The following is a 13601-nucleotide window of genomic DNA, read 5'->3' as shown; positions in this document are numbered from 1 at the left end:
CTGGCGAATATGCGCGAACGGCACGGTGGGCACCGCACGCGCTTCCCTCAGTATTGTACGGGGCCTGGCGATTCTGCGCTCGCCACCTCGGCATCATTGACACAATGGGGAGATGTCGCCCTTCCGTGTCCTCACCGTCTGCACCGGCAACGTCTGCCGGTCTCCCGCAGCAGCGGTGATGCTGCGCGAGGCGATCCTGGAGGCGGGTCTCGCCGACCGTGTCGAGGTGGGGTCCGCCGGCACCAGCTGGGAGGCCGAGGGGATGCCGATGGACGACCGCACCGAGCTCGCTCTCGTCCGTGCGGGATATGCGCGGCCCTTCGAGCACACGGCGCAGACCATCCATCTCACGGAACTGCTCACCTGGGACCTCGTGCTCCCGATGACGATCGAGCACGCCCAGGCTCTGCGCCGGATGGTCGAGCAGGCGCCTGAGGGGAAGAGTGTCCCGGAGGTCGCGCTGTGGCGGAGGTTCGATCCGGAGACGCCGGCGGAGACCCCGGAGACCGAGATGGCGGTGGATGACCCCTGGTACGAGGGGCAGGGCGCCTTCAATCGCACCATCGTGCAGATGCAGCGCAGCCTGCCCGCGATCATCGCCCGTGTGCAGGACGCGCTGAGCGCCCGCTGACGACGGCTTATTCCTTGGGTGCTCTCGCGCTCGCGGTACGCCGGCTGTGCCAGGTGGCACCGGCGAAGCCGGCTGTGGTCAGGAAGCCGATGCCGAGCGCGATCGCGAGCACCTGTTGCATGCGGCCGAACGCTGAATCGGGGTCCTGCGAGGACACGGCGTTGAGGAGCTGGACGATCGGGCCGCCCTCCTGCGTGCTCGCGACCGGCTGAGGCTGCACAGACGGGCTGGGGTCCTCGGGGGGCGCTGCCGGCGCCTCCGAGGTGGTCTCCTCCGAGGTGGTCTCCTCGGTGGTGCTGCTCGTCTCGGGCGACGTGCGCTCGGAGGTCCTGCTGGCCTGCTCGGTCTCGTCGGCCTGGGTCGTCGCACCGTCGTCGGCGGCAGGGGCTTCCGGCGCCTCTGCCGTTGACCGGGTCTCGGGCTCGGCGTCAGGTTTCACCTGCGGGGCGATGACGCTCGGCTTCTTCGTCTCCGCGGGCTTCTCCAGCTCTGCAGGCTTCTCCGTCTCCGCGGGCTTCTCCGGGGTGACTGGCTTCTCCGGTTCTGTGGGCTTCTCCGGTTCGGCAGGCTTCCCGGCCGACGGGGTGGCCGGGTTCGTCTCGCCGTCTGACCCACCACCCGGCTTCTCGGTCGCGGGCGGCTCCGTCGACTCCTCGCCCGTAGACGGCCCGCTGGGGGTCTGAGTCTCCGCGGGCGTGGTGGCCCCGTCCGTCGGTGTCGGTGTCGGTGTCGGTGTCTGTGTCGGCGGCGGCGGCGGAGTTGACCCTTGAGCTGAAGTCGACGGCAACGACGGCGTCGTCGAATCCGTGTTCTCTGCGCCATCGGACTCAGTTACTTCGGACCCCTCGCAGCCCTCGGCTTCACCGCGCACGGTCGCCAGGAGGTCGGAGACCACGAGAACGACCCCCGCGCAGTCGGCCGGAGGTTCTACTTCCGGGTCCGACGGATCCGCGGGGTCATCCCCGGCATTCTGATCATCATCGTCGTCGGAGGCTTCGTCGTCCGGGCCCGGTGCGGGCTGGGACGGGTCCTCGCTGCCGGGATCGGGGGTGTCAGATGCGGACTCGCCGTCGGCCGGACCGCCGGTTGTCTGGTCCGCGCCCTCGCCGGAGCCGGCGCCCTCAGCGGGCTCGTCAGCATTGTTGGGATCGGCGGGCTTCTCGGACGCGGTGGAGCCGTCGGTTTCTGTGGACTCGTCGGTCGCGGTCGCGGTCGCGGTTGCGTCGGGGGAGGTGGCGGACTCTTCGGACTCGGCAGTCTGTGTCGAGTCGGGGGCCTGTGTGGAATCGGCGGGCACTGTGGCTGTGCCGTCAGCGGATTCGGCGGTCGACCGGTCGGCCTGGTCGGTGAGTTCGGGGGGCGTGGCGAGGGCGGGGGCGGCGGCCGCGGGGAGGGCGAGAGTGACGGCAGCGGAGCAGGCGTACAGACGTGTTCGTAACCGCATAGGCGCAATTCCCCCTCTCTCGGACGCTCTTCCGACGGGTGTGGTCGGCGTCATCTTGGGTGGCTCGACGAAGCATATTACCCTACCGAACCTTTACCCTCGGGCTCCATGCTCCAGCGCAGACGGGGGTCGGCGCAAGGGGGTGTGGACGGAGACACCCCCACGTGACGCACGCAATGTTGACCGGGACTTGGTGATTCCTTGACCAGCGACCTGGCGCTATACCCCGAATGTCCAGCTAGAGCCTCCGCGTCGAGGCGAGCGAGAGCGATGGGGAGGAGCCGTGAATGCCCAGATGACGCAGGGGTCATTTAGCCCTGAGGGCACCGCGGAGGGCATTCCTCCCGGAGGGGCGGACACCGTCGGGATGAACGCCGGTTCCACGCCCCGCCGGCGTCCCTCCCGGGCGATCTCGTCGAGGCCGCTTAGACAGGTCGTCTCCCCTGCACGGTGACGGGCGACACGATTCGCGATAGTCCGCCATTGCATGCAGCGGCTCCATGCTCCGCTCCGTGCCGCTTTCAGCAGCTCCGCGCTGCGTGCCGCGCCTCCACGCGGAGCCCCGCCCTCCGGAGCCGTGGCAGCCGGAGGGCGGGGCGCCGAGAGGATCAGTCGGCCAGTGCGCCGTCGACCAGAGCCTTCGCGGCCTCCTGGACCTCGGCCAGATGGTCCTCGCCGCGGAACGACTCGGCATAGATCTTGTAGACGTCCTCGGTGCCGGACGGGCGAGCCGCGAACCAGGCGGACTCGGTGGAGACCTTCAAGCCGCCGATCGCACCTCCCGAGGGAGCGTCCGTGATCGCCGAGACGATCGGCTCGCCAGCCAGCTCGGTGGCCGTCACCTGCGAAGGGTTCAGAGCCTTGAGCTTCGCCTTCTGTGCACGGTCGGCCGGGGCGTCGATGCGGGCATAGGCGCTCGAGCCGAACTCCTCGACGAGCTCCGCGTGCAGCGCGCTGGGGGAGCGGCCGGTGACCGCGAGCATCTCGGAGGCCAGGAGCGCCATGATGATGCCGTCCTTGTCCGTGGTCCAGACCGACCCGTCCTGGCGCAGGAACGACGCTCCCGCACTCTCCTCGCCGCCGAAGCCGACCGACGAGTCGATCAGGCCCGGCACGAACCACTTGAAGCCGACGGGGACCTCGTACAGCTCGCGGCCCAGCGACCCCACGACCCGGTCGATGAGGCTCGAGGAGACGACGGTCTTGCCGACCTTCGCCCCGGTGGGCCACTCGGGGCGGTGGGCGAAGAGGTACTGGATCGCCGTGGCGAGGTAGTGGTTGGGGTTCATCAGCCCGCCATCGGGCGTGACGATGCCGTGGCGGTCGGAGTCCGCATCGTTGCCGGTGGCGATGTCGAACTCGTCGCGCTTCTCGAGCAGGGAAGCCATCGCCCACGGGCTCGAGCAGTCCATCCGGATCTTGCCGTCGCGGTCCAGGGTCATGAACGACCACTGCGGATCCACCTCGGGATTGACCACGGTGAGATCCAGGTCGTGCATCTCGCCGATCTCGGCCCAGTAGTCCACGGAGGCCCCACCCAGCGGGTCGGCTCCGATCCGGATCCCGGCGCGACGGATCGCGTCGATGTCCACCACGTCGGTCAGATCCTTCACGTACGTGTGGAGGTAGTCGTAGCGGCCGGCATCCTGCAGGGCCTTCTGCCGGCCATGGCGGCGCACCCCGTTCAGACCCGCGGCCAGCAGCTCGTTGGCGCGATCCGCGATCCAGGTGGTGGCGTCGGAATCCGCCGGGCCGCCGTGGGGCGGGTTGTACTTGAAGCCGCCGTCACGCGGCGGATTGTGGCTGGGGGTGACGACGATGCCGTCGGCCCGGCCGGGATCGTTCGTGGCGCGACCGCGGTTGTGCACGAGGATCGCGTGGGAGACCGCCGGGGTCGGGGTGTAGCTGTCCAGGGCGTCGACCTGCGCCGCGACGTCGTTGCCGGCGAGCACCTCGAGAGCGGTGTCGAAGGCGGGTCGGGACAGGGCGTGGGTGTCTCGGCCGATGAACAGTGGGCCGCGGATGCCCTGGCCGGCACGATATTCGACGATCGCCTGGGTGGTCGCGGCGATGTGGTCCTCGTTGAACGCGGTGTCCAGCGACGAGCCGCGATGGCCCGAGGTGCCGAAGGCGACGGCCTGGTCCGGGTCCGACGGGTCTGGATGAAGGTCGTAATAGGCGTCAAGGAGAGCGTCGACATCGACGAGATCCTCCGGAAGGGCCTTCTGGCCTGCACGGGGGTGCATGATCATCACTCCATCCTGAGCTGTGGGCATGCCGCCACTCTAAATCAGGGGCGCCGCGCACATGCTCGGAAGGGTCGATCCCTGAGACGCGGCGCGGTGTGCGTCGGACGATCGCCGTCGGACGAGCGCCGTCGGCCGCCCGACGTGCAGCCGGCATCCAGTGGTAACCAGCTGTGCCGCCAGGCGCGACGTCCGGTACGCCGTCAGGCGCGACGGCTCCGCACCAGGCGGACGATGCCGATGATCGTGAGGATCAGTCCGATCAATCCCGCGATGATGCCGATGATGGGGCCGATCAGCATCGGGGCCGCCATCTTCGTCACGCTGTACGGCCCGAGATAGGCCGGGGAGTCCGTGCCGGTGCAGGAGATCGTCACTGTGGTGTCCGCGGTCGCGGCGACGCCGAGTACCTGTTCGTACGACGTCCCGTTGCCGAAGGTCACCGACCCGGAGGTCGGGAACTCGGTGACCGCGCCGGAGGAGGAGCCCTCGGCGGTGCACTGAGCGCTGTCGGCGTCCGCCGCGGGGACATAGAGGATCAGCATCTCGTTCTTGCCGATCTCGAGCTCCCCGGTCCCGCCCTCGACCACGGTGGGGCCGGTCGTGGCGTCGCCCACCAGCGAGCTGAACGACCACACGAGCCCGCCGATGGTCGCGGCCGGGCCGATGATGAGCAGCAGCACGAGACCGATGATCAGCGGCGCCAGCCCGCGGCGCGTGGACGGCGAGGACCCGCCGGATGAGCGGGGCGGCTGGGCCGGCAACGGCCCGGTGGCCGGAGTATCGGGGTAGGGCTCGTGAGCGAACGACCCCTGAGAAGAGGGATCCTGAGCGAACCCGCTGTGCGTGAACCCGCTGTGTGCGGATCCGCCCTGTACGGACGCGCCCTGTGCTGACCCGCTGTGCGCAGAGCCGCTGTGCGCGGCGGAATCCGGCCCGGAGGCGGCTCCGGCGGACGCCGGCGCAGGGCGCCCGTAGACAGGACGCTTCCTCGGGGCGGGAGTGGTGGACTCGCCGTCGGGCATCGGGTCTCCTTCGCGATCGGGCCTGCACAGGATAGCCGTCGACCCTCCGAGAACCCTCGGCGTCCGGTGCGGAGCGGTCTGGTGCGGTGCGGTCCGGTCCGATGCGGGCGGACGACGCCTTCCTCGCGGTCAGCTCAGCTCGAGCATCACGCCGGCCAGCGCCGCTGCGAGCACCGCCGCCACGATCGGCGTCAGCAGCCACACGGCGACCATCGTGCGGGCCACGCGCCAGCGCACCTGGCGACGGCCCACGGCGACCCCGGCGCCGACCACGCCCGAGGCGAGGCCGTGCGAGGTGGAGACAGGGGATTCCAGCCCGAAGATCGCCACCGACATCGACAGCACCGAGGAGGCCTCCGCGGCCAGGCCCTGGGCGACGGAGAGATCGGTGAGCCGGCGACCGATGGTGCGGATGATCCGATGCCCGCCCAGGAAGGTGCCGGCCGCGACGGCGACCGCCACGGCCACCATCATCGGCAGGGCGGCGCCGAAGGACAGATCGGAGACCGAGGCCGCGACGACGATCACGGCGAGGGGCAGACGCGCGTCGCTGAGGCCGTGCCCGGTCGCGACCGCACCGGCGGTGACCGTCTGGGCGAATCGCAGATGCGCGACGCGCAGGCGCTCGTCGCGCGCCAGGGCGAGGATCCCCTGCATCACCAGATAGGACACGAGCACCGCGAGCAGCGGGCCGACGATCGAGCCGACGACGATCACCACCAGGCGATCCCAGGCGGCGGCCGCGCCGATGGCCAGGGACGCCCCGATCGCGCTCCCGTAGAAGGCGTGCCAGGTGGAGGAGGGCATGCCGATCCACCAGGTCAGCAGCTCCCAGCACAGGGTGGCGAGCAGGATCGCGACCAGGCCCGCCCCGAGCACGTCAGGCGTCCCGGCGGTCGTGGCGGCGAGCTGCCCCAGTCCCAGGAGGTGCAGCGCCCACTGGGCGGTCACCGCCAGCAGGAACATCCCCAGCAGGGCTCCGAGCAGGTTCAAGATGGCGGCCATCCCCAGGGCCGTCGACTCTCGCAGCGACCGGGTGGTGATGGCGGTGGAGACCGCGTTGGAAGCGTCGTGGAACCCGTTGACGAACGCCATCGCGAGCGCGAGGAGGACGACCAGCACGAGCAGTGCCGGGGTCACTCAGGCGTCCTTGACGCGCAGCAGATCGGCCAGGCGCCCGGCGTGCTCCTGCAGCTCGATCGTGCTCGCCACGGAGGCGGTGATGTCGCGCAGGGGGAGCAGATCGGTGGACGCCCCGCCGCGCTGGTAGAGCTCGCCGAGTGACTGGCGGACCAGCCGGTCTCCCTGCCGCTTGAGCTTGCGGATCTGCGGGTAGTAGTCACCCATGTCCCGCACGCGGTTCAGCGTCCAGGTCGCGACGACGGTCAGCTCGGCCGCCCGTTCGATGCCCTTGGCCGCCTCGAGCAGGGGCGTGGGGAGGGCACCGATCCGGGGAGAGGACCAGCAGCTCGGCCGTGTTCTCCAGGGACGCGACGGTGTCCGCCAGGGTGAGGGCGAGGTCGTAGAGCAGCTCCGCCTCGTACGGCGTGATCAGCGACTGCGCCAGGCGCTGCGCGATCCGGAGGCACAGCTCCTCGGCGCGGGTCGACTGGTCGTGCAGCACGGGCGCGATGCGAGTGCGCTCGCGGTACCCGTGCCCGAGCATCCGGGAGTGGGTGTCGGTGGCCTGGACCAGGAGCTCGGCGAGTTCGCTGAACAGATCAGTCATCGAGCGTTCGACGCGACGCGGGAAGAGCTGCACCACCTCAGGTCTCCTCCTTGCGCCGTGGGGCGCTGTACCCGGTGCCGATCACCGCTGGTGGGAGGTGTCGACATGCTCGAGATGCTGGGGCGCCGGACCGGGATGCGCCTGTCGGCGCGAAGGCCGCTCGAAGCGGCAAATGTTGGAGCCCGGGGCAACCGCGGCCCGGCGCCCATACATCGTAGGGCACTGACGCCCGGGGCATCCACCCGTGACCCGGGCAGGAATGGCATGTGCCACGTCCGCGGCGACGTTCAGCCCCGCTGTGTGACGTTCAGCCCCGCTGCGCGGCTCGGAGCTCAGTCCAACCGGCCGGCCTCGGCATGGCGGCCGGCCATCGCCAGCTCCTCGCCGGTGCTCAGCAGCCGCTCCGCCTGCCGGGTCCGATGGGGACCGGGATCCTCATCGGCCAGGTGGGCGGTGCCGTGGGCGAGGATCGTGGCGACCGCCCCGGCGCGGGTCAGTGCGATGGCGAGGTCTCCGGTGAACGCCCCGCGCAGGATGTCGTCCATCGTGCGCTGGACCTGCTGCACGTCCGGCGGCTCGGCGAACCCGGAGAGGTAGCGCAGCCCGGGGATGGTGCGCGATCCGGCACGGTAGCGGTGCACGACGTCCTCGCCGCTGTGCTGGACCCAGGTGTGCAGCACGTAGAGGCGCCACAGGGCGCCGGGCAGCGTGCTCGCGGGCGATCCCGACCAAAGGGCCGCCAGGTCCGAGAGCCCGTCCTGAGCGGCCAGATGCAGGACCCGCTCGACGACCTCGGGATCCGAGCTGTGGAACACCCCGTCCAGGAGGGCCTGCGCCGAGTCGTGGGCCAGATCCGTCGAGGTCGAGGGATCCGGATCGCCGGGAATGGCTTCCGCGGTCGAGGGGAACAACGACGCCGGACGACGGAAACGGGGAGAGCTGGATCCAGAGGAGGACATGCCGTGAACTCTACGGCGGGCACCTGGGGGCACGCATCGACGCGGTGGCGCACCGCACCGCACAGCCGTGGTCACCGTCGTCCTCCGCTCGACACCGCGGCTCGCGCTGCGAGGCTCCGAACGTGGGGAGTTCAGCCCATCGACCCTGCACAGAGCCCGAAATAGTCTGCGGAGATGACCATTCCGCGGCACCTCGACCCCGAGCCGGGGGTCCGTACTCTCCTGCCCGACTACTCGCGCAGCGCGGCGACGGTGGAACGGATGGTGGCGAACCTCCAGCAGCAGCGGGCGGTGCGGGGGCGGGCCGGCCGCAGCATCGTCAGGACGGTGCGTCCGGCCGACGCGGTGCAGGACACGCTGCTGCGGTCGGTGGTCGCCGCCCTCGCTCTCGGCGGCTCGCTGGTGATGACGGTGGCGGCCGTGCTCCTGTGGGCGACGACCGCGGACGGCCATGCCCCGGGCGTCGGCCTGCTGCTGGTGCTGCTCGCGCTCCTCCTCGCGGCGACGCTCAGCGCTCTGCTCGGGATCCGTTTCGGCCTGGTCGCCCTGGGCACCGCGAGGTCGCGCCTGGAGATCTCCGAGGAGGGGCTGCGGGTGGTCGGCGCGCTGCGGACCCGGCACGTGCCGTGGAGCAGCATCGTGGCGATCGAGTCCCGGGTGATCCACCCGGTGCACTGGTTGACCGTCGGCCTGCGGCTGCGCGACGGGACCCGCATCGTCGTTCCCGCCCTGGATCGCCACATCTGGACCTACACTCGACCTTCCGGACAGACCATCCGGGCACTGCGCGCAGAGCTGCGCCGGCGGGAACGGGCCGCACGGGGCAAACGCTGAGAGGCCGACACGACGGAACCGGGAGACGGTGATGGAAGCACTGCTGATGACGGTGGGATCCGGCTGGGTCAGCGGGATCAGGCCCTACTTCATGGTCTTCCTGCTCGGGCTCGCCGGGCGGATCTTCGGTCTCGAGCAGGTCCCTGAGGTTCTGCAGCGCACCGATCTGCTGGTCATCACCGCGATCCTGCTGCTGGTCGACTTCGCGGCCGACAAGATCGCCTTCTTCGATTCCTTCTGGGACCAGCTGCACACGGTGATCCGGCCGATCGCCGGCGGCGCCATCGGCTTCCTGCTGGGCGGAGAGACCGATACGACGACGGCGATCGTCATGGCCGTGATCGGCGCGGTGGCCGCCTTCGGGTCGCATGCGGCGAAGTCCACCGCGCGAGCTGCGGTCAACGTGTCACCGGAGCCGGTCTCCAACGCCGTGGTCTCGACCGGGGAGGACGTCGCCGCGCTGGTCGTCGGCGGCCTGACCCTCCTGCTGCCCGCGGTCGCCGCCGTGGTGGCGCTCGTCCTGCTCGCCGCGGGGATCTACCTCATCTATCGGGTCCACAAGCTCTACCGGAACCTGCGCGGCAGGCTGCGCACCGCTCGCGCCGGGCGCACGACGGGGCTCGGCCCCGCCTCCTGAACCGCGGGCTCAGGTGGTCGGTCGTGAACCGCGGGCTCAGGGGGTCGGTCTCGAACCGCAGGCTCATGAACCGCAGGCTCATGAACCGCAGGCTCAGATGGTCGGTCCTGAACCGCGGGCTCAGACGGCCGGAGCGGCCAGCGCCGAACTGGTGCCGTCGGCCCACAGGAGGCGCACGGCCTCGGCGACCGCGTCCCGGGAGATGTCCGAGACGGCGAGGATCCCGTCGTCGTCGAGCGGGAGGTGCCCGGACCGCCAGGTGCCGTCGGCCTCGACGTGGAGCATCATCGGGGTCTCGTCCTCGGGCGTCGCGATGTCCTTGCGGCGCAGCGAGACGGTGCGCTCGCGCCCGTCGTCGAGGAAGGCGGTGACGATGTCGGCCACCGAGGTCGGCACATGCTCCGGATCGGGCAGGGCGGAGACCACGAAGGAGTCCAGCTCGTCCTGGGTGAGCATGAGGACCGCGTCGTCCGCCTTGATGACGAAGGCCATCCGCATGGCCTCGCCCTCGGCCAGGGCGAGGCCCAGCCAGCGATCGGCGGAGGTCAGCGCGCTCGCCACGATCTGGCCCTCCTCGCCGAGCAGCCACTGGCCGTCGTCCGAGCGCTTCACCTTCCCGCGTGCCCGCAGCCCGGAGGTGACCGCTGCGGTGACGAACTCCTGCGCGTCCTCGGGGGCGCGGCGCAGGCCCACCTGCTCGCGGGTGATCGCCCCGCTCTGCGTGGGGCGCAGAGCCAGCATGAAGTCGATCTCGTAGGCCGTGTAGATCGTGGGCTGATCGTCCGTCGCGGCGTCCGCCGGCATCTCGCTCATGGGGCTCCCCTGCTGCATGTCGTGGGTTCGTCGCGGGACCTCGCCAGAGGGCCCGCTGGTCTGGGAGGAAGCATGTCAGATCTGGCTGCCCCACTCCACCGCCTCCGCCGAGGTGCAGGCGCGCACGTTCGCACCCCTGATGCTGACCTGGGTGGTCGATGCCGGGGATCGGGAGGCCTTCGAGGCTGTCGTGCGGTGGTACCCCGCCGAGTCGGACACCCGTGGGTACGACGACGACTTCGGGTGGCTCCATGCTGTCGCCCATGGTGCCGACTACCTCGGCGAATGCGCCCGAACGGGCATCGCCACCGGTCGGGAGGTGCTGGACCTGCTGGCCGCACGCCTGATCGGCCCCCGGCGTGGTGGCACAACGCCTACGCCACCGGCGCGAGCCTGTATGTCGCCGTCTCCGAGCAGCCGCTGGACGGTGAGGGCCCTGCCCTGATCGCCTCAGCGGGAGCCGCGCGGGCAGCGCTGGCGCGCCTCCTGTCCCGGATGACGCCGTGGTTGTTCATCTCTCGGTCCTGACGGCAACCCCGGACCGCACTCGGGAAGCGGTCCGCGGCGGATAAGCTCGCGCTATGCAGGGCAGTCACGAGGAGCACAGCGCAGGGCCGGACGTCGTCGCCGACCTCGGCACCGAGAGCATGCGCGCCGTCTACCGCGATCTGCTGCGCTTCGGTCCCCGCTCCCGCAGCGAACTCACCAAACGGCTGGGCCTGTCGGCGCCCACCGTCACCAGGGTCACCCGCGATCTGCTGGATCACGACAGATTGCACCCGCTCACCGCGGTGGTGCGCCCCAAGGGCCGTCCCCATGAGCCGCTCGACATCGTGGAGAACCGGGGCCCGCGCTTCATCGGCGTCAAGGTCACTGCGCAGGAGGTCCACGCCGTGGTCACCACGGTGCGCGGCAACATGCTCGAGGAGCTCGTGATCCCGCTCGAGGACAGCTCCCCGGACGAGCTGGTCGAGGCGATCCTCACCCCGGTCGAGGCCCTCCTCGACGCGCATCCGCACGTCGCCGGGATCGGGGTGAGCCTCGGCGGCCTGGTGGCCGGGCGGCGCACCGTGGTCACCGCGCACCTCCTGGGATGGCAGAGCCCGGTCGAGCTCGCCGCCGTGCTCGAGGCCCGGGTGGATCTGCCCGTCGTGGTCGAGAACGACCTGGTCGCGATGATCAACGGCTTGCACTGGTTCGGCATCGGCCGTGCCTACAGCTCCTTCGTCGTGCTGACGATCGGTGCCGGCGTGGGTTTCGGCACCGTGATCGACGGGCGGGTCGTCGAGGGCCGGAACCACATGGCGGGCCTCACCGGCCGGCTCGCCGTGGGCCACGACGCCCAGGGGGAGCCGCTGGCGATCCGTGACGTGGCCAGCACCGAGGCCGTCGTGCGGGCGGCCCGGGCGCGAGGCGTGCTCGCCGCCGACGAGGGGATCGACGCGCTGCGCGCCCTGGTCGTCTCGGGTGATCGCGCCGCACGGGAGATCGCCGAGGACCTGGCCCGGGCCGTCGCGCTCGGCGCGGGCAGCCTGGTCGCCGTGATCGACCCCCAGGCGATCGTGCTCGGTGGTGAGAACGTGGACCTGATCAGGGCAGTGTTCCCCGTCTTCGAAGAGGCTCTGGGCAGTGCTGTCGCCCGCGGGCAGCAGGGCCTCGTGGTGCGCACCCTCAGCGGGGACTTCGACGAGTGGGCCCGGGGTGCCGCCGTGATCGGCATCCAGGAGTTCGTCGGCGTCCCCTGAGAGACGACAGAATCACTGACGACACAACGGCCGACGCCCTCGCAGGCGTCGGCCGTTCTGTCACTCGATCACTCGATCACTCGATCACTCGAACAGGGCGTTGACCCGGTCGTTGTACGAGGCGAAGTCCGCCCCGTCGATTCGCCGCATCCAGCACTGGTCGAAGGCCGACTGCATGATCTGCATGATCGCCGCGGAGTTCTCCACCAGCGGATACAGCCCGGTCTCACCGTTCGCCACCCGGTCCGTGAACGGGGTGACGTCCAAGCCCTCGTCGGCGAACGCCTGGATCGCCGCCTCGGTGCCGACATCGGTCGACGGGAAGAACGGGGCGCGCTCCCCGATGACCTGCTGGGCGTCGTCAGAGGCCAGGAACGCGATCAGTCGGGCAGCCGCCTCCTTGTTGTCCGACTGGGCGGAGATCGAGTCCCCGAGCCCGTTGAACATCGACATCGGAGTGCCGATGGGACCCGAGGGGAGCGGGGCGATGCCCAGCTCCATGCCCTCCATGTTGTTGAAGGTCGTGATCATCCACGAGCCGGCCAGCGACAGCGCCGCCTTGCCGGACTGCACCTGTGTCTGGGTGGGGCTGGAGTCGCCGAACACACCGAAGGGCGGGAAGAGCCCCTTGTCGACGAGGCCGAAGTACCAGTCCATGGTGGCCGCGAAGCGCTCGTCGTCGTAGTTGAAATGCGTTCCCCAGGTGTCCGCATCCGTGAACGTCCACCCGGTCGAGTAGGCGAAGGCGGACCAGCTGGTCTGGCCCGTGTAGTCGATCCCGCCGTCGGCGGCCATGCCGTAGCGGGCCACGTTCTTGGGGTCGAAGCCGTCCTCGTCGCCGCGCACGCCGTTCGCGTCCAGGGTGAGCCGCGCCAGCATCTTCTCGAAGGTGCCGCCGTCCTCCGGATTCCAGTCCAGGTCCTCGAGGTCCTCGGGGGCGAGCCCCTCCTCCTCGAGCATGTTCTTGTCGTACATGACCGCGATCGTGTCGTAGTCCTTGGGCATCCCGTACCGCTTGCCGTCCTGGCCGGTCCACAGCTCCTGCAGACCGTCCTGGAACTGGGTGGCCGGGATGTCGTCGAGCGGTCCCAGGCCGTCCAGCGGGGCGATCACCCCGAGCTTGAGGAACTCCGGATAGCGGGCGAGATGGTCCGCGAACGCGTCGGGCCCGGCCTCCGCGACGAAGCTCGCCGTGAGCTTCGTCCAGTAGTCGTCCCAGCCCAGTTGAGTGACGCGCACGAAGACGTCGGAATTCTTCTCCATGAAGAGATCGATCGCGGCGGAGTAGGCGGGCAGCTGGTTCGCGTCCCACAGCCAGTAGTCGATCTGGGTGGCCCCCGCGGGGGCGGAGGCACCTCCGCAGGCGGACAGCGCTCCGGCCGCGGTGGCGCCGGCGGCGAGAGCGGCGGATCCCTGCAGCAGGCGCCGACGGGACAGAGACGATCCGTCGGCCCGCGGCGGGGCAGTCGGAGGGGTGGTGTCGGACGGGGTGGCGCGAGCAGTGTGTGCTCGGTGGATCGGGGAGTTCATCTGGGGCA

Annotated in this window: 14 protein-coding genes; 5 read left to right on the top strand and 9 right to left on the bottom strand. The window is 70.4% G+C overall.

Going from position 1 to position 13601, the window contains the following annotated elements; translation table 11 throughout:
• The first annotated feature begins 112 nt into the window (after positions 1–112).
• Positions 113–631 (top strand): arsenate reductase/protein-tyrosine-phosphatase family protein, encoded by a 519-nt coding sequence (locus tag ACT3T5_RS01530; RefSeq protein WP_444576429.1) that lies wholly within the window; start codon positions 113–115, stop codon positions 629–631.
• A 7-nt stretch (positions 632–638) separates the two neighbouring features.
• On the opposite strand, the gene ACT3T5_RS01525 is transcribed toward ACT3T5_RS01530, so the two are convergent.
• The 7 genes from ACT3T5_RS01525 to ACT3T5_RS01495 form a co-directional block, all read right to left on the bottom strand.
• Positions 639–2075, bottom strand: a complete 1437-nt coding sequence (locus ACT3T5_RS01525; protein ID WP_444593382.1) for a hypothetical protein — start codon at positions 2073–2075, stop codon at positions 639–641.
• 608 nt (positions 2076–2683) lie between these two features.
• Positions 2684–4321: a phosphoglucomutase (alpha-D-glucose-1,6-bisphosphate-dependent) gene (gene pgm, locus ACT3T5_RS01520; protein ID WP_444576554.1), complete on the bottom strand. Its 1638-nt coding sequence runs from the start codon at positions 4319–4321 to the stop codon at positions 2684–2686.
• A 203-nt stretch (positions 4322–4524) separates the two neighbouring features.
• Positions 4525–5004, bottom strand: coding sequence for a hypothetical protein (locus tag ACT3T5_RS01515; RefSeq protein ID WP_444576427.1), 480 nt, complete (start codon positions 5002–5004; stop codon positions 4525–4527).
• A gap of 471 nt (positions 5005–5475) precedes the next feature.
• Positions 5476–6486 (bottom strand): anion permease, encoded by a 1011-nt coding sequence (locus tag ACT3T5_RS01510; RefSeq protein WP_444576426.1) that lies wholly within the window; start codon positions 6484–6486, stop codon positions 5476–5478.
• Positions 6487–6693, bottom strand: coding sequence for a hypothetical protein (locus ACT3T5_RS01505; RefSeq protein WP_444593381.1), 207 nt, complete (start codon positions 6691–6693; stop codon positions 6487–6489).
• A complete protein-coding gene (locus tag ACT3T5_RS01500) occupies positions 6686–7111 on the bottom strand; it encodes a hypothetical protein (RefSeq protein WP_444593380.1) in 426 nt (141 codons plus the stop codon). The genes ACT3T5_RS01505 and ACT3T5_RS01500 overlap by 8 nt, the downstream gene beginning before the upstream one ends.
• A gap of 296 nt (positions 7112–7407) precedes the next feature.
• Complete coding sequence (locus tag ACT3T5_RS01495) at positions 7408–8034, bottom strand: hypothetical protein (RefSeq protein ID WP_444593379.1); 627 nt, start codon at positions 8032–8034, stop codon at positions 7408–7410.
• Between the two features lie 174 nt (positions 8035–8208).
• Between ACT3T5_RS01495 and ACT3T5_RS01490 the strand changes: the two genes are divergently transcribed.
• Together ACT3T5_RS01490 and ACT3T5_RS01485 are read left to right on the top strand one after the other, a co-directional pair.
• Complete coding sequence (locus tag ACT3T5_RS01490; protein WP_444576423.1) at positions 8209–8868, top strand: PH domain-containing protein; 660 nt, start codon at positions 8209–8211, stop codon at positions 8866–8868.
• A gap of 31 nt (positions 8869–8899) precedes the next feature.
• Positions 8900–9505: a DUF4126 domain-containing protein gene (locus tag ACT3T5_RS01485; protein ID WP_444576422.1), complete on the top strand. Its 606-nt coding sequence runs from the start codon at positions 8900–8902 to the stop codon at positions 9503–9505.
• Between the two features lie 120 nt (positions 9506–9625).
• Here ACT3T5_RS01485 and ACT3T5_RS01480 read toward each other — a convergent pair whose 3' ends face one another.
• A complete protein-coding gene (locus ACT3T5_RS01480; protein WP_444576421.1) occupies positions 9626–10318 on the bottom strand; it encodes a hypothetical protein in 693 nt (230 codons plus the stop codon).
• 16 nt (positions 10319–10334) lie between these two features.
• Here ACT3T5_RS01480 and ACT3T5_RS01475 point away from each other — a divergent pair, with 16 nt between their 5' ends.
• Both ACT3T5_RS01475 and ACT3T5_RS01470 read left to right on the top strand, forming a co-directional pair.
• On the top strand, positions 10335–10763 hold the full coding sequence (locus ACT3T5_RS01475; protein WP_444593378.1) for a DUF2785 domain-containing protein: 429 nt from the start codon (positions 10335–10337) through the stop codon (positions 10761–10763).
• A gap of 136 nt (positions 10764–10899) precedes the next feature.
• Positions 10900–12063, top strand: a complete 1164-nt coding sequence (locus ACT3T5_RS01470) for an ROK family protein (protein WP_444593377.1) — start codon at positions 10900–10902, stop codon at positions 12061–12063.
• Between the two features lie 84 nt (positions 12064–12147).
• On the opposite strand, the gene ACT3T5_RS01465 is transcribed toward ACT3T5_RS01470, so the two are convergent.
• Positions 12148–13593 (bottom strand): ABC transporter substrate-binding protein, encoded by a 1446-nt coding sequence (locus ACT3T5_RS01465; protein WP_444576418.1) that lies wholly within the window; start codon positions 13591–13593, stop codon positions 12148–12150.
• Positions 13594–13601 lie beyond the last annotated feature (8 nt).

Origin of the sequence: Brachybacterium sp. AOP3-A1-3 (genome assembly GCF_052378285.1) — a bacterium.
GTDB lineage: Bacteria > Actinomycetota > Actinomycetes > Actinomycetales > Dermabacteraceae > Brachybacterium.
This window is presented reverse-complemented; position numbering and strand designations above follow the sequence as displayed.

What these genes read in the sequence shown, in the direction of transcription:
- ACT3T5_RS01525 (WP_444593382.1), bottom strand. Translation starts at nt 2,075, where the DNA reads ATGCGGTTACGAACACGTCTGTACGCCTGCTCCGCTGCCGTCACTCTC.
- pgm (WP_444576554.1), bottom strand. Translation starts at nt 4,321, where the DNA reads ATGCACCCCCGTGCAGGCCAGAAGGCCCTTCCGGAGGATCTCGTCGAT.
- ACT3T5_RS01495 (WP_444593379.1), bottom strand. Translation starts at nt 8,034, where the DNA reads ATGTCCTCCTCTGGATCCAGCTCTCCCCGTTTCCGTCGTCCGGCGTCG.
- ACT3T5_RS01490 (WP_444576423.1), top strand. Translation starts at nt 8,209, where the DNA reads ATGACCATTCCGCGGCACCTCGACCCCGAGCCGGGGGTCCGTACTCTC.
- ACT3T5_RS01530 (WP_444576429.1), top strand. Translation starts at nt 113, where the DNA reads ATGTCGCCCTTCCGTGTCCTCACCGTCTGCACCGGCAACGTCTGCCGG.
- ACT3T5_RS01470 (WP_444593377.1), top strand. Translation starts at nt 10,900, where the DNA reads ATGCAGGGCAGTCACGAGGAGCACAGCGCAGGGCCGGACGTCGTCGCC.
- ACT3T5_RS01505 (WP_444593381.1), bottom strand. Translation starts at nt 6,693, where the DNA reads ATGGGTGACTACTACCCGCAGATCCGCAAGCTCAAGCGGCAGGGAGAC.
- ACT3T5_RS01475 (WP_444593378.1), top strand. Translation starts at nt 10,335, where the DNA reads ATGTCGTGGGTTCGTCGCGGGACCTCGCCAGAGGGCCCGCTGGTCTGG.
- ACT3T5_RS01485 (WP_444576422.1), top strand. Translation starts at nt 8,900, where the DNA reads ATGGAAGCACTGCTGATGACGGTGGGATCCGGCTGGGTCAGCGGGATC.
- ACT3T5_RS01465 (WP_444576418.1), bottom strand. Translation starts at nt 13,593, where the DNA reads ATGAACTCCCCGATCCACCGAGCACACACTGCTCGCGCCACCCCGTCC.
- ACT3T5_RS01480 (WP_444576421.1), bottom strand. Translation starts at nt 10,318, where the DNA reads ATGAGCGAGATGCCGGCGGACGCCGCGACGGACGATCAGCCCACGATC.